Genomic DNA, 18989 nt, shown 5'->3' with positions numbered 1-18989 from the left:
TCCTCCTTTGCGGCCGCCTCTATTGCAGGCTCTGTCAAATAGTTTCGCTAATACGGTATTCCCCAAATCCCCGGAAAGTAGTCGGAAAGCGGTTCAGTCTTAACAACGCTACTTACAAATGGTTCAACCTTTTTTTTAATAATAAAGGAACTAAGCTTACGACAAGAAATAAGGACAATGCAAAAATAATGACTGACATGTCTCCCGACGCAAAACTGGAACCAAGAAAACTGTAAGCAAAAGTAGCAGGTACTATTCCAATAACCGTTCCAATCAGAAAATGCCGGAATGAGATTTTAGAAATACCTGAAAGATAACTGATAAGATCAAAATTTAAAACAGGTATCAGACGCAGGCTTAAAATATATATAAACCCGTTTCTTTCAAGCTGCTTTTGTATTTTTTCAGCTTTGCCTGTCCAATTTTTTGCTGCAATATTTTTTCCGAGTTTTCTTGCAATCCAGAAAGAAAGGGTCGCTCCTCCGGCTGCACCTGTAATAATTAGAGCCATTCCAAGAAACGGACCAAATATCAGGCCTCCTGCCAGAGATAAAATTGAAGCGGGAAACAGGACGAGAGGGCGAAAAATATAAACCGTAACAAATACTATTGGCCCGGCCCAACCGAAACCGTGAAAGACCGTTTTTATATCTTCAGGCCCCAGATTCACATAGCGCCAGTTAAACCAAAAAAGAAAACCTGTAATGAGAAGAACACTGGTTATTTTTATTATCGTAACAGGTTTTATATTATGCATAAACTTTATAAGCCCCCTCTCGTATCTGGAATATAGTAAACATACCATATCCCCTCATACTAATCATTTATAATTATTCAAAATTAAACAAGGAAATTTTCCCTCTTTTTCCCCATACCGTCATACATTAGCTGAAAGAGGCTGAGACAAAACTAAATTAAATCCAGGATAACCGAAGAATAAATTCACAATAGACCATAAGATGAGATGAGGTTCACAAACGCACTCGCTTGCCGCAGGCATCTCTTCAGCTCCTCGGCAAAGATCGCCTGCGGGATCTTCAGAAGATGCTTTTCCTGCAGGCGTCTCGTGATTTTTGACCCTCATCATTTTTTAGCTTTTTTTGATTGAAGGACAGAAGGCGGCGACGCCCGAGGGATTAAGCGCAGTCTGAAGATCCAATTCAACGAAGCTCCAGGCTGAGTTGAATTTAGCTGAAGACAAGCCCCTGGGCAAGCGTTCGCCTGGCGGACTGAAATCACTGCCATTACTATTTATAGAGTTAAGTACAAAAGCGAAAAACCGAACAAAAATCATAAGATTTGTTCGGTTTTCTTTACTATTCTTTTGTCCCAGCCTCTTAAGTCCTACACATACCTTTTGGATATCTTTTTTCCGTCATAGCAGAAAACGATTTTCCTGTCTGCAAGTACCGTTTCCATATGAACCGGCCTTCCCCAAAGCTGGTGTAAATATGGAAGTGTTTTTTCGAGATATTTCGTATCAAGTTCTACCCCTTCAAATTCATGAGTTAAATATAACTCTCCGGCTTTTAAATAATCCCCGTTTTTTACAGTTATAAATGGGAAACCTCCATTCACCCTGCTTGTAATAAGCTGCTCCCGAACTTCTTCCCAGTCTTTATCCACAATTTTATAATCTCTTCCATGTTTTTGAAATAAATACATATCTTCCTGAGCTGCTAAATCTTTTGTTAAATAGTTTCTAATAAAAGAGATATCAGATTCTATTTCTCTGACTTCAAAGATTTTTTCTCTCCCGCTGCCAGGTTTGACCCCTTGCCGCTCCTTCATCTCTTCAGTCGGATTGTCATATCTTTTTTCTATGTCTTCAAAAATCTTCAATCCAAGGTAATAAGGATTAATTTGGGTTTGGGAAGGCTGGACCACCCCCGCATTGAGCTTTGCGAACTCAATCGATTCATCTGATGTGAGATCCATCTCTCTGATAATCCTCTGATGCCAGTAGCTGGCCCACCCTTCATTCATAATCTTCGTTTCAAGCTGAGGCCAAAAGTAGAGCATTTCTTCGCGCATCATAGTTAATATATCTCTTTGCCAGCCTTCAAGCTCGTTACTGTAATGCTCAATAAATAATAAAAGGTCTTTTTCCGGTTCAGGCGGAAACGCCTTTTTCTTCCTTGCAGGCAACGGCCTGTTTGCCTTACCTTTCTCATCTAAATTCCATAAATCATCGTAAGGGCTTTCTTTCTTCTGGTCTTCTTCTTCTTCAACATCCACCCAGACATCCTCCATAGACCAACTTAACTTGGAGCGCTGAAGCCCTGGATCAATATGTTCCTGAATAGCCAGGACCGCATCAAGAAATTTTTCTACTTCTTCTTTGCCGTGTACAGTCTCATAATGGTGGACTCTTTCCGCTGTAGCTGTCATGCTTTCAACCATATCTCTTCGGGTATTTGAAAACCGGGCGTTATTCTTAAAGAAATCACAGTGGGCGAGTACGTGAGCTATTATCAGCTTGTTTTGTATTAATGAGTTCGTGTCAAGTAAAAAAGCATAACAAGGATCAGAGTTAATGACTAATTCATAAATTTTACTTAAACCTAAGTCATATTGAAGTTTCATTTTATGAAATTGTTTTCCAAAGCTCCAGTGATTAAAACGTGTCGGCATACCATAGGCACCAAACGTATAAATAATATCCGCGGGACACACTTCATATCTCATCGGGTAAAAATCAAGCCCGAAACTTTCCGCAATTTCAGTAATTTCTTCAATGGCACGGCCCAGTTCCAGTTGTCCGCTCATTTAGCTTCCTCCTTGTTTTCCGGTTATTACAATTTATGTGTGAGTCAGCTAAATGATGAGAGATTTGCTTAATCAATCACCCATTAGAAAAACTTATTGTCTCTTAAACCTCACGCGAAAACCACGCTGAAGGGTTTAAAACGTTCACCTGGCTGACTGACATCCGTTCTTATATAAAAAACATCCGAATCACATTCATTTAAAGTTTGGTTCGGATGTCTATAAGGTTGCTATTCTGTTGTCTCAGCCTCTAAATCTTCTTCTTTTTTAATAAAAACCGGGAATTTAACAAAAAATACTGTCCCTGATGGGCCAGTTTCAAAGTCTATATCAGCATTGTTCCGTCTTGCAATACTGTAACAAACAGAAAGCCCCATCCCCTGATGGCCGGGTTTTGTAGATAAAAAAGGCCTCCCTAATTCTTCAATTATACTGTCTGAAATGCCAGGTCCTTCATCTTTGACTGACAACACAACATGGTCATTTTCAACCTCAGTTTTTATAGTAAGAGACTTATCGCTTTCCATTGATTCCAATGCATTCGTTGCCAAATTGAGAATGAGCTGCTGGATTTCTATTTCATCTATCAGAGTATCAGGAAGTTCAGATGCCATTTCTATTATAAGTTTTTTTTCATCTACTGCCGACTGAGCCATAATTACCGGTTTTATTTTTTGAATACAATCATTTAAATTGTATCTATTGATTTCATTTCTTTTATTATCAGCTAAAGTTAAAAAATCTTTTATAATTTCATCCGTATAATCCAACTCTGACAGCATAAGCTCAATGCTGTCCAGATGCCCCTTAAATTCATCTCTCATTTTAAAAACTTGTAAAAATCCTTTTACCGTTGTCAGCGGATTTCGGATTTCATGTGCAAATCCGACAGCTATATCTCCAACCAGCTTAAGTTTGTCTATTCTGTCTTTCTGCTTCAGCATCCGTTTATGTTCTGATATTTCTTCCTGAAGTTTCCGGTTTTGAGCCTGAATCTCACTTGTTTTCTCCTCGACAAGATTATGCAGATAACGTTTATGTATGTCGAGTTCCCATTCTATTTTATTTTCATCAGTAATATCAGATATAGTAAGAATTGCCCCTTTGACGTTTCCTGTATCGTCAAACAACGGAATGGCAGAATTAAGGATTGTGGCTTTCTTTCCGTCCAGCCTGATAATATCAATGACTTCACCGAAGGTTGACTCTGCTTTTTCTACAGCTTTCACTACCGCCCATTCTCCAACAGCTATTTTTTTGCCGGTGTTTTTGTAGTATCCTTCATAATTGTCATAAATTGAATGGCGGGTTCGTTTAGAAGGGTCTCCCCCCCATATTTCACTAATTTTTGTGTTCATATGCTTAAACTCGCCCTTAACATTTGCAACTAATACACCAAAAGGCAGGGCATTAATAATCATGTCAACATTTAAGTCTAAGTCGTTGTTATCATCCAAAAAATTACCAAACTTTCCATCCATTATTAATCCTTCCTTTACATTAACTGTCTAAGTCTATTTAAACAGTAAGCTGTTCTTTGAAGCAATACATTTTCTAATAAATTATTAAACTGTTCTTTAGGATATAATTACCAGACACCCCTTTTTCTTAAACTCCTACTGTTCTGCTTGACTGAGACCCTCTATTGTAAGCGCTTTAAAAAAATTTACAATTTATCAGAAAATTTAATTTATTCGGCTCAACTGCAATAATGTAAGCGGTTACTATATAACTGATAGTTTTGAAATGTTAGAATTTTTAACAAATAGCTGTTGACCTTCACTGTTTTTGGCTGTATTATTGGCGTCAATATCATATTTGTTGGCCAGACGTTACACATTTTAAAGACTTGAATTTTCCCGCAGCGGCCTTTTTTCATTTTTAAAATTTGGAGAGTAAAAACTCTGAAATTAGAATGAACGGAAGGCTAATATTAGTCCTTATAATTTTAACACGTTACAGCGTCTAAACTTTAAAGAAAGGAGTGGATCGGTATGAGCAGCCAGTGGATTTTTCTTGGAGGCAAATTTGTTAAAAAGGAAGAAGCCGTCGTTTCTGTTTATGATCATGGATTTCTATATGGTGACGGGGTGTTTGAAGGCATTAGGGTTTACAGCGGAAATGTTTTTAAACTGGATGAACACCTTCAGCGCCTCTATGAATCTGCACAATCAATAATGCTAAGCATTCCATACGAGAAGGAGGAATTGGAGCAGATTATTGTGGACACGGTCAGAAAAAACAAACTGGATAGTGCTTATATCCGAGTAGTCATCTCCAGAGGACGGGGAAACTTAGGACTCGATCCTTCCTCCTGTTCTGAGCCCCAGGTTATTGTGATTGCTGAGGCGCTCGCGCTTTTCCCTAAAGAATTATATCAGCGCGGCCTGCGAGTCGGCTCAGTAGCCAGCCGGAGAAACAGACCGGATGTACTCAGTCCTCAAGTTAAGTCGCTGAACTATTTAAATAATATACTTGTAAAACTGGAAGCTAACCAGGCCGGTGTAGATGAAGCCCTGATGCTGAATGATCAAGGGTATGTCACCGAAGGTTCTGCTGATAATATCTTTTTAGTAAAAAACAATACCATTTATACACCTCCTGTTTATCTCGGAGCGCTTGAAGGAATCACCCGGAATGTCATTATTGATCTTGCTGAAAAGCATGGGTACGAAATGAAGGAAACACCGTTTACACGGCATGATGTTTATGTTGCCGATGAAGTTTTCCTTACAGGCACGGCTGTCGAAGTCATTGCTGTCGTTGAAGTAGATGGGCGAAAGATTCAGGACGGCAAACCTGGTAAAGTAACAAATCATCTGTTATCGGAATTCAGAAAAGTCGTCAGAACGGACGGCGTTGCTTGCTACGACTCTTCCTCAACAGGTAAGGCAATCGTCAGTTAGTCTGAATTAAAAATTTTATATTTCAAAATCGATGATGGGAAAAAAGGTTTAAGGGCCTGTATTCACAGAGAACCGGGGTTGCTGGAAGCCCGGTAATACAGCTTAATCCGACATCCTCCCCGAGTGTTATGCTGAACAAGTCATTTTAGTAGGCATAATCAGGTGTATGAACGCACCTGTTATCAAAAGAAGCAGCAGATGATCTGTCCTGCTTCATGAGACAATATTCGCGAGAGTATTGTAAAAACGGGTGGTACCGAGAAAAGTAAAGGCCTTTTCTCCCCGCTGAACATTTAAACCTGCAGAGCAGGCCCTGAATGTCACGGGAGAAACAGGCCTTTTTATATTGGACATATATTGGACGCCTAGTCCAACTTACACTATAAGCCTATATTTTCAGGAGGGAAGATAAAGTGAAGGTAGATACTAAGCTAAACACAAAGCCCGAAGCCGCAGTGAAAACAGGTGCAGATATTCTCGTAGAGTCATTGCTTGAACAGAAAGTGGAAACAATTTTCGGTTACCCTGGTGGCGCCGTCCTCCCTATTTATGACGCTTTATACCGGTCAGACGGGGATTTTGAGCATATCCTTACCCGCCATGAACAGGGAGCGATCCATGCCGCGGAAGGTTATGCAAGGGTAGCGGGAAAACCGGGGGTCGTTATTGCTACCTCAGGGCCGGGAGCTACTAACCTGGTTACAGGAATAGCAGATGCCATGATGGACTCTCTCCCACTCGTTGTCATTACAGGACAGGTTGCCACCTCTGTCACAGGGACAGATGCTTTTCAGGAAGCCGATGTGATGGGAATCACGACACCTATTACAAAACACAATTATCAGGTGCAATCCAGTTATGAACTTCCAAAAGTGATAAAAGAAGCATTTCATATTGCTTCCACTGGCAGACCAGGACCTGTAGTGGTTGATATTCCTAAAGATATTTCAGCAAACTTGTGTACAGAAACAGACCAGTCAGCCTTTCACCTGCCTGGGTATCAGCCGACTATAAAGCCTAATCCGCTTCAGATAAAAAAACTGACAGAAGCAATTAAAAAATCGAAGAAACCATTAATTTTAACCGGTGCAGGCGTTATTCACGGGCACGCCTCCGATATTTTACTGGAAATTGCTGAAGAATACAGCATGCCTGTAACGTCCACCCTGCTGGGCCTCGGGGCGTTTCCGGGTCAGCACGACTTGTTCCTCGGTATGGCCGGCATGCATGGAACGTATACAGCAAACATGGCGATCGCCGAATGTGATTTACTCATCAATATCGGTGCAAGGTTTGATGACCGTTTAACAGGAAACCTTAATTACTTTGCCAAAAATGCAACTGTCGCTCATGTAGATATTGATCCTGCAGAAATCGGCAAAAACGTACCGACTGATATTCCGATCGTCTCTGATTCAAAAGCTGCGTTAGCAGAGCTTAAGAAACAGTTAAAAGAAGGGCCGGACCATTCGGAATGGATGGATCAGCTTAACCAGAATAAAATGGCTTATCCGCTTTGGTATAACAACCCTCCTGAAGAAATGGTTCCTCAGTGGCTTATGAAATCCCTCTACCATGCTACAAGAGGCGAAGCGATTGTGACCACAGATGTGGGGCAGCATCAAATGTGGGCGGCACAGTATTATTCATTCGGACGCCCTAACCGCTGGGTCACATCAGGAGGACTTGGCACCATGGGGTTCGGCTTCCCTGCAGCTATCGGTGCCCAGCTTGCAAAACCAGAAGATCCTGTTGTTGCTGTTGTAGGCGACGGTGGATTCCAAATGACTTTACAGGAATTATCGGTCCTTCAGGAAAGAGGCCTTCCTGTTAAAATCATTATCGTAAATAACGGCGCACTAGGGATGGTAAGGCAGTGGCAGGAAGCGTTCTATGATAAACGCTATTCTGAATCGATTGTCGGAGTCCAGCCGGATTTCGTAAAGCTGGCTGAAAGCTATAACATCCGCGGCATGAAAATAGAGACACAGCAGGAATTTACAGATATTATTCATGAGGTAATGGCTTACGACGGCCCTGTACTCATGGACTGCCGGGTATTGCAGCAGGAAAATGTCTATCCAATGATTGCACCCGGTAAAGGAATTCATGAAATGGTAGGTGTGAAACCATGAAACGTATCATCACAGCAGTCGTCCAAAATAGAAGCGGAGTGCTAAACCGTGTCACAGGCCTCATGCATAAACGGCAATTTAATATTGAAAGCATCTCTGTAGGCCGAACAGAAACTGAAGGAATTTCGAAAATGACCTTTGTGGTTCATGTGGAAGACCACCAAAAGCTTGAACAGCTGACAAAACAATTAAACAAGCAGATTGACGTCCTGAAGGTCACCGACCTGTCAGATAAAGCTATTGTAGCGAGGGAACTTGCCCTGATTAAAGTAGTCAGCAACGCCCACCATCGAAGTGAGATCCAAGGCATGATTGAACCATTCCGGGCATCCATTATTGACGTGAGTAAAGACAGCCTGTCTATTCAGGTAACCGGGAAACCGGATAAGATCGAGGCGCTCATTGATTTGCTCCGGCCATATGGCATTAAAGACATTGCCCGTACCGGCCTTACAGCATTCGCCCGCGGGCACCAGCCGCAAGTGGCAGAAATGACGACCTACTCTCTTCTTAAATAAGACATTTTTACAAGGACAGTAAAAATTCTTAGAAATATATTTATAAATTTAAAAATTAAAATTTAAAATTCGAAAGGATGTATTCAAATGACAAAAGTACTTTACAATCACAATATTCAGGACGAGGTTTTAAAAGCTAAAAAAATCGCCATTATCGGTTACGGCTCCCAAGGCCATGCTCATGCTTTAAATCTTAAAGAAAGCGGATTTGATGTCGTAGTAGGTCTCCGAAAAGGGAAGTCATGGGATAAAGCTGTTGAAGACGGAGTTCAGGTAGAAACTGTTCCGGATGCCGTCAAACAAGCCGACGTCGTAATGGTTCTCCTTCCTGATGAACGCCAGCCGAAAATCTATGAGGAACAAATTAAACCGAACCTTGAAGCAGGAAATGCGCTTGCTTTTGCCCACGGGTTTAATATCCATTTCAGCCAGGTTGAGCCTCCGGAAGACGTCGACGTTTTTCTTGTCGCTCCTAAAGGACCAGGCCACCTTGTCCGCAGAACGTTTGAGGACGGTGCAGGCGTACCGGCCCTCTACGGTGTTTACCAGGATGCAACCGGCCAGGCTGCAGAAGTAGCTCTCGCTTATGCAAAAGGTGTCGGAGCCGGTCGTGCCGGAATTCTTGAAACGTCATTCCAGGAAGAGACAGAAACAGACTTGTTCGGTGAGCAGGCAGTTCTCTGCGGCGGAATTACAAGCCTGATTAAAGCAGGCTTTGAAACTTTAACTGAAGCAGGCTATCAGCCTGAAGTCGCTTACTTCGAGTGTCTGCACGAAACAAAGCTGATCGTTGACCTTCTCTATGAAGGAGGACTTGCCGGCATGCGTTACTCTATTTCTGACACTGCCCAGTGGGGAGATTTCGTATCAGGGCCGCGTGTCGTTAATGAAGACACAAAAGCGCGTATGAAAGATGTGCTGACAGATATTCAGACAGGTAAATTTGCAAAAGACTGGATTCTTGAAAACCAGGCCAACCGGCCTCAGTTTAAAGCAATTAATGCAAAAGAAAATCAGCACCAAATCGAAAAAGTTGGACGTGAGCTTCGCGAACTGATGCCATTTGTCAAGCAGCAGTCTAAAAAGAAAAAGGATGTGGTCACCCATGGCTCACGTTAACGTCTTCGATACAACTCTTCGGGACGGTGAACAATCGCCAGGCGTTAACCTTAATCAATTAGAAAAACTTGAAATTGCAAAACAATTGGAAAGGTTCGGCGTCGACGTGATGGAGGCAGGCTTCCCTGCTTCCTCACAAGGCGATTTTGAGGGCGTCCGTGAGATTGCACGCCATATACGCGGCGTTTCAGTGGCCGGATTGGCAAGGGCCAAAAAATCAGACATTGATACAGCCTGGGAGGCTCTAAAGGAAGGTTCGGATCCACGATTGCATATTTTCCTTGCCACCTCCCCTATTCACATGACCTACAAGCTGAAAAAAACGCCTGAGGAAGTCATGGAAACAGCTGAAGAAATGGTACGATATGCCCGCCGGAAATTTCCTAAAGTGGAATGGTCAGCGGAGGATGCTTCCCGTTCCGATCCTGAATTCCTTGTAAAAATAATCGAAAAAGTGATAAATGCCGGGGCAACTGTCATTAACTTGCCTGACACTGTCGGTTACACTACGCCATATGAGTACGGAAAACTGTTCAAATATGTAAAGGAAAACGTCCCGAATATTGACCAGGCCATCCTTTCGGCACACTGCCACGATGATTTAGGAATGGCAGTTGCCAATTCTATCGCCGCCATTGAAAATGGCGCTACCCAAATTGAAGGAACTATTAACGGAATTGGCGAACGCGCCGGCAATGCGGCATTAGAAGAGCTGGCGGTCGCCCTTAATATCCGTAAAGACTTCTATCCTTTTGAAACAAATCTGGTTTTAAAAGAAATTAAGCGGACGAGTGATCTGGTCAGTAAACTGACAGGGATGGCGGTTCCCCGAAATAAAGCTGTTGTCGGGCAAAATGCGTTCGCACACGAATCCGGAATCCATCAGGACGGCGTACTTAAAAACGCCTCTACCTATGAAATTATCACCCCTGAGCTTGTAGGAGTACAATCTAACAATCTCGTAATGGGAAAGCATTCTGGAAAACATGCGTTTAACGACAAAGTAAAACAGTTAGGCTACGAGCTTTCGGAAGAAAAACTCGCTGAAGCCTTTAAAACGTTCAAGCAGCTGACAGACCGTAAAAAAGAAGTTACCGATGAAGATCTATTTACCATTTTAACCGAAATTCAAACCTATTCAGACGATGTTAAAAAATATCAGCTTCAAGCTTTCCAAGTCCAGTATGGTTCTTCAAACCTTCCGACTGCCACAGTAGCGCTTATTGCTCCAGATGGATCAAAACTCGAGACAGCTTCAACCGGCCAAGGAAGTGTAGAAGCTTTATATAACACTCTGGATTCTATGATTGAAGAGAAAATTCACCTGACAGACTTTCATTTAAGTTCGATCGGTAGAGGCCGGGACGCTCTCGCGCAGGCCCACGTTAAAATGGTCGTCAATGACGTGCCTGTAAGCGGCAGAGGCTCTTCACAAGATGTATTGGAAGCTTCGGCTAAAGCTTTCTTAAATGCTGTAAACCGGGCTTTTTACCAGCCGGCACCTGTTAAAGACAAAATGGTTCAAGCTCATACAAATTAAAGGAGGTCCACCATGAATAAAAAGATCGTTCTTCTCCCCGGAGACGGGATCGGTGTTGAAGTTATTGAATCCGCAAAACAAGTGCTTGAAGCCATTTCAGATGAATTTAACCATACTTTTTCCTTTGAAACCCATGCCATAGGAGGAGCTGCTATTGATGAATATGGCACTCCCCTTCCTGACGAAACAGACCAGGCCTGTCAGAAGGCTGACGCTGTGCTGTTAGGTGCCGTCGGCGGTCCAAAATGGGATCAGAACCCTTCACACTTAAGACCGGAAAAAGGGTTGCTCGGTATTCGGAAGTCTCTCGGTCTTTTCGCAAACCTTCGTCCGATTCAGGGTTTTGAGAACTTGCTGCATGCCTCTCCATTAAAGCATGAGGTAGTCAAAGACAGCGATTTGCTGATTGTCCGTGAATTAACCGGTGGACTCTACTTTGGAACCCCGAGTGAACGAAGAAACAACGGCCAATCGGTTGTAGATACGCTTGCCTACGACCGGGAAGAAATTGAGCGGATCGTTGAAAAAGCTTTTCAGGCAGCAAGTATCCGCAGAAAACAGTTGACATCTGTAGATAAAGCCAACGTCCTGGAATCAAGTAAACTCTGGCGTGAGATCGTTGAAGAGAAAAAAGCGGATTATCCCGATGTACAGGTCGAGCATATGCTTGTGGATGCTGCAGCTATGAAACTAATCACAAACCCTGCCTACTTTGATGTCATTGTTACGGAAAACATGTTCGGTGATATTTTAAGTGATGAAGCATCCGTATTGACTGGCTCATTGGGCATGCTTCCTTCAGCAAGTTTGAGGGAAGACGGTTTCGGCTTATACGAGCCGGTGCATGGCTCAGCCCCGGATATTGCCGGCCAGGGTCTTGCTAATCCTTTAGCAATGATTTTGTCCACAGCGCTGATGCTCCGTCATTCCCTGCATCTCGAACATGAAGCAAATGTCATAGAAGCGGCAGTGCAGGAAGTACTGGATAACAAATATCATACAGGTGACTTAAACATTAAAGGCGGCCATAAAGTAGGCACAGAAAAAATGACTCAACTGGTCGTCGACTGTATTAAATCAAATAATACCACTAAAAGCATTATGAGCTGTTATGCCTAAAGGAGTGACACACATGGCAACACCGAAAACAATTATTGATAAAATTTGGGAACAGCACGTCGTACACCAGGAAGAAAACAAACCGGACTTATTATATATTGATTTACAACTTGTCCATGAAGTGACTTCTCCCCAGGCGTTTGAAGGACTGAGGATGAAAGGCCGCAGTGTCCGCCGCCCTGATCGGACTTTTGCCACAATGGACCATAATGTACCGACTGTTGCCCGGCATATTATTAATGATCCTGTTTCAAAAAAACAAATGGAAACTTTGCAGAAAAACTGCGAGGAATTCAATGTTCCTCTTGCGGATATTGACCACCCCGATCAGGGAATCGTCCATGTGATCGGGCCGGAACTCGGCTTGACTCAGCCTGGAAAAACAATTGTATGCGGCGACAGCCATACATCGACCCACGGAGCTTTCGGAGCGCTCGCATTCGGGATCGGAACAAGTGAAGTAGAGCATGTGCTTGCTACCCAGACACTCTGGCAAGCCCGTCCGAAATCAATGAATGTAAAGGTAAATGGACAACTTAACCCTGCTGTAACAGCAAAAGACTTAATTTTGGCTATTATTGCTAAATTCGGAGTTAAATTCGGCACAGGGTATGTCGTTGAATACACCGGAGAAGCGATTCGGAACCTGACGATGGAAGAAAGAATGACAGTGTGCAACATGTCCATTGAAGCAGGTGCAAGAGCAGGCTTAATTAGTCCTGACGCCACAACTTTCGACTACTTGAAAGGGCGCCGCCATGTTCCTGAAGGAGAGGCATTTGAAAAAGCCGTCGATTACTGGTCCTCCCTCGCTTCTGATGAAGGGGCAGCCTACGATGCTACTGTAGAAATTGCAGCGGATGAGGTGGAGCCTCAAGTCACATGGGGAACCAACCCAAGTATGTGTATTCCGGTTAGCGGACATGTGCCGGCACCTGAAGATGGACATTCTGCTGCAGATAAAGAAGAAATTGAACGCGCTTTGGAATATATGGGGCTTGAAGCAAATCAGCCTATCTCTTCAGTTACGGTCGACCACGTTTTCATTGGCTCCTGTACTAATTCGCGTCTAAGTGATTTACGCCGGGCAGCTAAAGTAGTCGAAGGTAAGAAAGTCCACCCTTCTGTTAAAGCTATGGTGGTTCCTGGTTCGCAAACAGTCAAAAAGGCAGCTGAAGCTGAAGGCCTTGATAAGACTTTTACGGATGCGGGCTTTGAATGGAGAGAAGCAGGCTGCAGTATGTGCCTCGCTATGAACGATGACATCGTTCCGCCAGGAGAAAGATGCGCCTCCACATCGAACAGGAATTTCGAAGGCCGCCAGGGTAACGAAGCAAGAACTCACCTGGTAGCTCCTGAAATGGCAGCAGCCGCTGCTGTAGAAGGCCGCTTTGTAGATGTGCGCAGCTATTTAACCGCTCCGGTATAAATCCGAAACAGTCAGGAGGTAGTATTTAATGGAACCTGTAAAACATCATACTGGCCTTGTCTATCCATTAAACCGTTCTAATATTGACACCGACCAGATTATCCCTAAACAATTTTTAAAACGTATTGAACGCCAGGGTTTCGGCCAGTTTTTATTCTATAACTGGCGTTATGATAATGAAGGAAATCCCAAACAGAATTTCTCCTTAAACGATCCTGCTTATGAAGGAGCATCTATTTTAGTTGCCGGTGAAAATTTCGGCTGCGGCTCCTCGCGGGAACATGCGCCTTGGGCTCTTCAGGACTTCGGTTTCAAAGTGATTATAGCACCGAGTTTCGCCGATATATTCTATAATAACTGTGTGAAAAATGGTATTCTGCCAGTTCAGCTGCCGGAAGAACAAACTTCAGAGCTTGTTAAAAAAGCTGAGTCAGGCAACTACAATTTATCCGCAGACCTGAAAAATCAAGTCGTTTACGACGATACCGGTTTTGAAGCTTCATTTGAAATAGTAAACTATTTAAAAGAAATGCTTTTAAACGGATGGGATGAAATTGCCGTGACTCTCACCCATCAGGATAAAATTGATGCTTTTGAACAAGCGCAAGAGAAAACCACCAGCATATAAAGCTGGTGGTTTTTCCGCCTTTAATACATATAAGCCGACCCGATAATGACGAGCAGAATAAACAGGACTAATATAAGCAGAAAGCTGTCTCCATAACCCATTCCGTGATGCGGCGTATAACTCATGGCATACTTCCCCCTTTCTTAGGTCCTATCAGCTTATGCCATAACTATTCACACGGTATGGGCTAAAAATAATTAACTGATGTTCAGCTCTTCGCTTTTTCCTGTTTATTAGTTATAATGGAGTATTGGAATAACATTAACTTGCTGTTCATTAATAACTTTATTATAGAGAGGAATTTGTTTATGTCAGTTGACACACCGAGACGCACGTTTGCAATTATTTCCCACCCTGACGCAGGTAAAACAACGTTAACTGAGAAAGTGCTTCTCCTGGGCGGCGGGATTCGCAGTGCCGGAACTGTAAAAGGAAAAAAATCAGGAAAGTTTGCCACATCAGACTGGATGGAAATCGAGAAGCAGAGAGGAATTTCTGTTACTTCCAGTGTCATGCAGCTTTTATACAATGATGTACAAATTAATATTCTGGATACTCCCGGGCACCAGGATTTCAGTGAGGACACCTACCGTACACTTACAGCTGTCGATACGGCAGTTATGGTTATCGACAGTGTTAAAGGAATCGAAGCCCAGACCTTAAAACTTTTTAAAGTCTGCCGGATGAGAGGTATTCCGATTTTAACATTTATAAATAAACTTGACCGAGAAGGCAAGGAGCCATTAGACCTTCTTTCTGAGATTGAAGAGACGCTGGAAATGGACACTTATCCTATGAACTGGCCGGTCGGCATGGGAAAACGGCTCAAAGGAATTTACAGCATTCCCGATGACACCGTCGAAATTTATAATGATTCACACGAGAGAGAGATCATCCCTTACAAAGAGGAATCAGTGCTTCAGGACTACGAACGTAACGCTCTGGAAGAAGAAATCATGCTTCTTGAGGAAGCTGGAAATGAATATTCCCATGAAAAAGTTCAGAACGGAACCTTAACTCCTGTCTTTTTTGGCAGTGCGCTGTCTAATTTCGGAGTGCAGTCTTTTCTTGATCAATTTGTTAAACTGGCCGCTCCTCCCCAGCCGCGTAAAGCTTCAGGGGAGTCCGTGCCTCCGGAAAGTCCGCAGTTTTCCGGATTCATCTTTAAAATCCAGGCAAATATGAACCCGAATCACCGTGACCGGATTGCGTTTTTAAGAGTCTGTTCCGGGCAGTTTGACAGAGGAATGGAAGTGACATTGTCACGGACAGGGAAGAAAATGAAACTAAACCAGTCACACTCCTTTTTTGCTTCCGACAGGGAAACAGTAGAAAGTGCCAAACCTGGAGATATTGTCGGCTTATATGATTCCGGAAACTTTCAGGTCGGCGACACGATTGTCGGCGGCGGAGAGCGCCTGCAATATGAAGAAATGCCGCAGTTCCCGCCTGAAAAGTTCGCTAAAGTCACTGCCAAGAATGCTCTAAAACATAAGCAGTATCATAAAGGAATCGAACAGCTCGTCCAGGAAGGAACGATTCAGTTATATAAAACGCCGTACTTTGAAGATTATATTATCGGAGCTGTCGGTGAACTTCAGTTCCAGGTATTCGAGTACCGGATGAAAAATGAATATAAAGTCGATATAGAGTTCCAGCATATGACCCACGAACTAGCCAGATGGGTAACAAAAGGAAAAGTCTCTGATGATATGACAGACAGCCGTAAAATGCTTGTTAACGACCAGCAGGGGCGTGCCGTCCTCTTATTTGAAAATGACTTTGCCCTCAGGTGGTTCAGCGACAAGCATCCTGACGTTGAGTTATCTACAGGCTGGGATATTCTGGAATAGTTTTTTAACAGAATAAAGCCTGCAGCTTTAAAACTGCAGGCTTCTTAATTTATTACTTTTCTTTTGGAGGATTTTCTCTTTCCTTCTCCTTCACACGAGCGGCACGATAATGATGCAGTGACAAACCAAAGTTTTCTTTCCACACGACCCGACCCGTTACACTGCTTGCAAATATAGATGATGGCCATGTCTTTTCACCGCTTTCTTCAATTTATGAAGACGTGTTAGTATATTTATTATATCTCCTATTTTCAAACTATTCAATTAATTTTAAAGCGTGCGTGAACTAACTGTTTTTTGGGTAAAGAACTAACAATCGACCTATTAATAAATGACCTGATTGGAGGGAAAACATGAGAGACATATATGAACAGCTGAAAGAAGTCATTATGGCAATCCTGCCTATGGCTGTATTAATAATTATTTTACAATTTACAGTAATCGGTCTCCCTTTTGATATTTTTTTCCGTTTTATAGCGGGTGTTATCATGGTGGGGCTTGGTTTATTTTTGTTTCTGGTAGGTGTACATATCGGTTTGTTACCTATTGGGGATATGATCGGGTCTGCCTTACCTAAAACAAAAAAACCCTGGTTAATTATCGTAATTGGATTTATCCTTGGTGCGGTAGTAACGATAGCAGAGCCAGACGTCAGAGTACTTGCTTCACAGGTGGACCAAGTCTCCGATGGAGCAATTTCCAATCTAGTTCTTGTATATGCCGTAGCTATGGGAGTTGGATTCTTTGTTGCTGTAGCTATGGCCAGAACCATTTTCAACATCCCATTAAAATATATACTAATGGTTGGATATGCAGCTGTTTTTATTTTAGCTTCTTTCACGCCGGAAGCATTTATACCTATCTCATTTGATGCAGGGGGAGTAACAACCGGACCTATGACCGTTCCTTTTATACTCGCTTTGGGAGTTGGGGTAGCCTCAGTTTTGCGGGGAAAGCAATCCACTAGTGACGGGTTTGGCCTAGTTGCATTAGCTTCTATAGGTCCCATTATTTCGGTGATGATTTTGGGAGTGATTTACGGATGATTACTGCATTGTTTGAAGACATAGACCATGTTTTAATTGAAGTAACTATGGCGGTTATTCCTTTGCTGATTTTCTTTTTCGTCTTTCAGTTTTTCTTTCTCAAACTGGAAAAAGAAAAGATAAAAAATATAGTGATAGGGATTATTTTTACTTTTGCAGGGCTTGTTTTATTTTTGCAAGGTGTAGAAGTTGGGTTCTTCCCTGCAGGCGAAGCAATTGGAGAATCCTTAGGTGCCCGGGAAAACACGATGTTACTTCTCCCTGTATTAGGATTTTTATTCGGCCTTGTCGCCACATTCGCTGAACCGGCTATAAGAATCTTAAATTATGAAGTAGAAAAAGTTACAGCCGGTTCCATATCTAAAAACGTTATGTTGATTACACTATCTCTAGGCGTTGGTGTATCTATCGCATTATCGATGTTCAGAATATTAGCAGGTATTCCACTATGGTGGTTTATTATACCCGGGTACGCCCTTGCTATTATCCTGATATTCTTTTCTAAAGACCGCTTTATTTCTATAGCATTTGATGCGGGTGGAGTAGCAACGGGACCTATGACGGTGACATTTATAATGGCTATTGCCGTAGGGGTCGCCACTGTTACAGAAGGAAGGGACCCATTAGTAGACGGATTTGGCATGATTGCTTTAGTAGCCTTGACTCCTATCATTTCAGTACTCATTCTCGGCCTGATTTACAAACAAAAGGAGCGGATGGAACAATGAGTAAACTTCGCAGAGATCACAAACTTTTAATCACTATTATAAAAAAGGGCAAAGCTAAAAAAGTTATGAAGGCGGCCAAAACTGCAGGCTCTGAAGGTGGAACAATATTATTCGGCGCTGGAAGAGGTATTCACGAAAAAAAGAAAGTATTTGGAATTGATGCACTATATGAGAAAGAACTGGTTCTTAATCTAATCCCTGAAGACATTCTCCCTAATGTGCTGAATGCCGTATTAACAGAAGCCAAGCTTTATGAAAAAGGAAAAGGATTAGGGTTCATTATTGACATAAAAAAAACAATTGGAATAGCCCATATGGATTACGAGGAAGTAGTAAAGGAGGATATTGAGGAAATGACTGATGATATTAAACATAAAGGATTCGACCTAATAATCACCATTGTAAATAAAGGGGACGCAGGTAAAGTCATTGATGCTTCAAACCGGGGAGGGGCTGAAGGCGGAACAGTTATTAACGGACGCGGAAGCGGCATTCATGAAAAAGCTAAACTTTTTTCTATTGCTATCGAACCGGAAAAAGACGTTGTGCTTACACTGATAAAGAAAAGTTTTACAAAGGAAGTTTTAAAAGCTATTGAGGAAGACGTACAAATAAATCAACCAGGTAAAGGAATTTCATTTGTTCTCCCGGTGGAACAAACCATTGGTATTCACCACCTTATGAAGGAAGCCCCTTAATAAGGGGCCTTCCAGAACAAAAGGAGTGATCACATGCTTAAAGTAAAGGACGTATTCACCACAATTACAAGTGACTTTCCAACGGTTTCACCCACAGCGGACTTTGAGGAAATATTCACTTCGTTTAAAAATATGAATCCTCTCTTCCGCTCGCTATTTGTAGTGGAAGATGACAGCATGCTTAAAGGAATTATACCAGTCAGCAAAGTGATAAAAGGTTTCTCTCTGAAAAAAGGAATCCGTACGCATCATTCTTATTCTGTAAAAAGTTTATTCCAGTTGACATCTTCTCACATGACTGCTGAAGATTTAATGATCAAATGTCCTGTCATATATGTTAATGATTCCTTGGAAGAAGCTCTTCAGTTTATGGTCGAAAAAAATGTTGATGAGCTGCCTGTAGTAGATGAGAACAAGAAAATTGCAGGCCATTTAAATATTTTTGAGCTGCTCCAAAATTTTGATCACTGAAAGGGTGGTAACCATTAAGTATTAGCTCCT

The 18989-nt window shown here is 42.4% G+C and carries 18 protein-coding genes; 13 read left to right on the top strand and 5 right to left on the bottom strand.

Annotated features, from left to right (window positions below):
- Nucleotides 1-112 precede the first annotated feature (112 nt).
- From K8O68_RS14580 to K8O68_RS14565, 4 genes are all read right to left on the bottom strand, one after another.
- Nucleotides 113-757, bottom strand: coding sequence for a TVP38/TMEM64 family protein (locus K8O68_RS14580; protein ID WP_230897590.1), 645 nt, complete (start codon nucleotides 755-757; stop codon nucleotides 113-115).
- Nucleotides 758-877: 120 nt separating this feature from the next.
- The gene (locus tag K8O68_RS14575) at nucleotides 878-1087 is read right to left on the bottom strand and encodes a hypothetical protein (RefSeq protein ID WP_230897589.1); all 210 of its coding nucleotides are present in this window, start codon (nucleotides 1085-1087) and stop codon (nucleotides 878-880) included.
- Between the two features lie 257 nt (nucleotides 1088-1344).
- On the bottom strand, nucleotides 1345-2769 hold the full coding sequence (locus K8O68_RS14570; RefSeq protein WP_230897588.1) for a SpoVR family protein: 1425 nt from the start codon (nucleotides 2767-2769) through the stop codon (nucleotides 1345-1347).
- 230 nt (nucleotides 2770-2999) lie between these two features.
- A complete protein-coding gene (locus K8O68_RS14565; RefSeq protein WP_230897587.1) occupies nucleotides 3000-4250 on the bottom strand; it encodes a two-component system sensor histidine kinase NtrB in 1251 nt (416 codons plus the stop codon).
- A 513-nt stretch (nucleotides 4251-4763) separates the two neighbouring features.
- On the opposite strand from K8O68_RS14565, the gene ilvE reads away from it, so the two are divergent.
- The 8 genes from ilvE (at nucleotide 4764) to leuD (ending at nucleotide 14163) form a co-directional block, all read left to right on the top strand.
- Complete coding sequence (gene ilvE / locus K8O68_RS14560) at nucleotides 4764-5675, top strand: branched-chain-amino-acid transaminase (protein ID WP_230897586.1); 912 nt, start codon at nucleotides 4764-4766, stop codon at nucleotides 5673-5675.
- Nucleotides 5676-6088: 413 nt separating this feature from the next.
- On the top strand, nucleotides 6089-7810 hold the full coding sequence (ilvB, locus tag K8O68_RS14555; RefSeq protein ID WP_230897585.1) for an acetolactate synthase large subunit: 1722 nt from the start codon (nucleotides 6089-6091) through the stop codon (nucleotides 7808-7810).
- Complete coding sequence (gene ilvN / locus K8O68_RS14550; RefSeq protein WP_230897584.1) at nucleotides 7807-8328, top strand: acetolactate synthase small subunit; 522 nt, start codon at nucleotides 7807-7809, stop codon at nucleotides 8326-8328. The genes ilvB and ilvN overlap by 4 nt, the downstream gene beginning before the upstream one ends.
- A gap of 87 nt (nucleotides 8329-8415) precedes the next feature.
- Nucleotides 8416-9447, top strand: a complete 1032-nt coding sequence (gene ilvC, locus K8O68_RS14545) for a ketol-acid reductoisomerase (protein WP_230897583.1) — start codon at nucleotides 8416-8418, stop codon at nucleotides 9445-9447.
- A complete protein-coding gene (locus tag K8O68_RS14540) occupies nucleotides 9434-10987 on the top strand; it encodes a 2-isopropylmalate synthase (protein ID WP_230897582.1) in 1554 nt (517 codons plus the stop codon). The genes ilvC and K8O68_RS14540 overlap by 14 nt, the downstream gene beginning before the upstream one ends.
- Before the next feature lie 12 nt (nucleotides 10988-10999).
- Nucleotides 11000-12106 carry a 3-isopropylmalate dehydrogenase gene (gene leuB / locus K8O68_RS14535; protein ID WP_230897581.1) on the top strand — a complete coding sequence of 369 codons (1107 nt, stop codon included), beginning with the start codon at nucleotides 11000-11002 and terminating at the stop codon, nucleotides 12104-12106.
- Between the two features lie 13 nt (nucleotides 12107-12119).
- A complete protein-coding gene (leuC, locus tag K8O68_RS14530) occupies nucleotides 12120-13535 on the top strand; it encodes a 3-isopropylmalate dehydratase large subunit (protein ID WP_230897580.1) in 1416 nt (471 codons plus the stop codon).
- 28 nt (nucleotides 13536-13563) lie between these two features.
- The gene (gene leuD / locus K8O68_RS14525) at nucleotides 13564-14163 is read left to right on the top strand and encodes a 3-isopropylmalate dehydratase small subunit (protein ID WP_230897579.1); all 600 of its coding nucleotides are present in this window, start codon (nucleotides 13564-13566) and stop codon (nucleotides 14161-14163) included.
- Nucleotides 14164-14183: 20 nt separating this feature from the next.
- Here leuD and K8O68_RS14520 read toward each other — a convergent pair whose 3' ends face one another.
- On the bottom strand, nucleotides 14184-14288 hold the full coding sequence (locus K8O68_RS14520; RefSeq protein WP_304619543.1) for a YjcZ family sporulation protein: 105 nt from the start codon (nucleotides 14286-14288) through the stop codon (nucleotides 14184-14186).
- 183 nt (nucleotides 14289-14471) lie between these two features.
- Here K8O68_RS14520 and K8O68_RS14515 point away from each other — a divergent pair, with 183 nt between their 5' ends.
- The 5 genes from K8O68_RS14515 (at nucleotide 14472) to K8O68_RS14495 (ending at nucleotide 18959) form a co-directional block, all read left to right on the top strand.
- On the top strand, nucleotides 14472-16016 hold the full coding sequence (locus K8O68_RS14515; RefSeq protein ID WP_230897578.1) for a peptide chain release factor 3: 1545 nt from the start codon (nucleotides 14472-14474) through the stop codon (nucleotides 16014-16016).
- 353 nt (nucleotides 16017-16369) lie between these two features.
- A complete protein-coding gene (locus K8O68_RS14510; RefSeq protein ID WP_230897577.1) occupies nucleotides 16370-17062 on the top strand; it encodes a DUF1538 domain-containing protein in 693 nt (230 codons plus the stop codon).
- A complete protein-coding gene (locus K8O68_RS14505; protein WP_230897576.1) occupies nucleotides 17059-17790 on the top strand; it encodes a DUF1538 domain-containing protein in 732 nt (243 codons plus the stop codon). Before K8O68_RS14510 ends, K8O68_RS14505 begins: the two co-directional genes overlap by 4 nt.
- Complete coding sequence (locus tag K8O68_RS14500; RefSeq protein ID WP_230897575.1) at nucleotides 17787-18488, top strand: P-II family nitrogen regulator; 702 nt, start codon at nucleotides 17787-17789, stop codon at nucleotides 18486-18488. The genes K8O68_RS14505 and K8O68_RS14500 overlap by 4 nt, the downstream gene beginning before the upstream one ends.
- A gap of 33 nt (nucleotides 18489-18521) precedes the next feature.
- A complete protein-coding gene (locus tag K8O68_RS14495; protein WP_230897574.1) occupies nucleotides 18522-18959 on the top strand; it encodes a CBS domain-containing protein in 438 nt (145 codons plus the stop codon).
- Nucleotides 18960-18989 lie beyond the last annotated feature (30 nt).

Source organism: Salipaludibacillus sp. CUR1, assembly GCF_021028955.1.
Taxonomy (GTDB): Bacteria; Bacillota; Bacilli; order Bacillales; family Salisediminibacteriaceae; genus Salipaludibacillus.
Note: the sequence above shows the minus strand (reverse complement) of the source record. Positions and strands in the feature narration are given on the sequence as shown.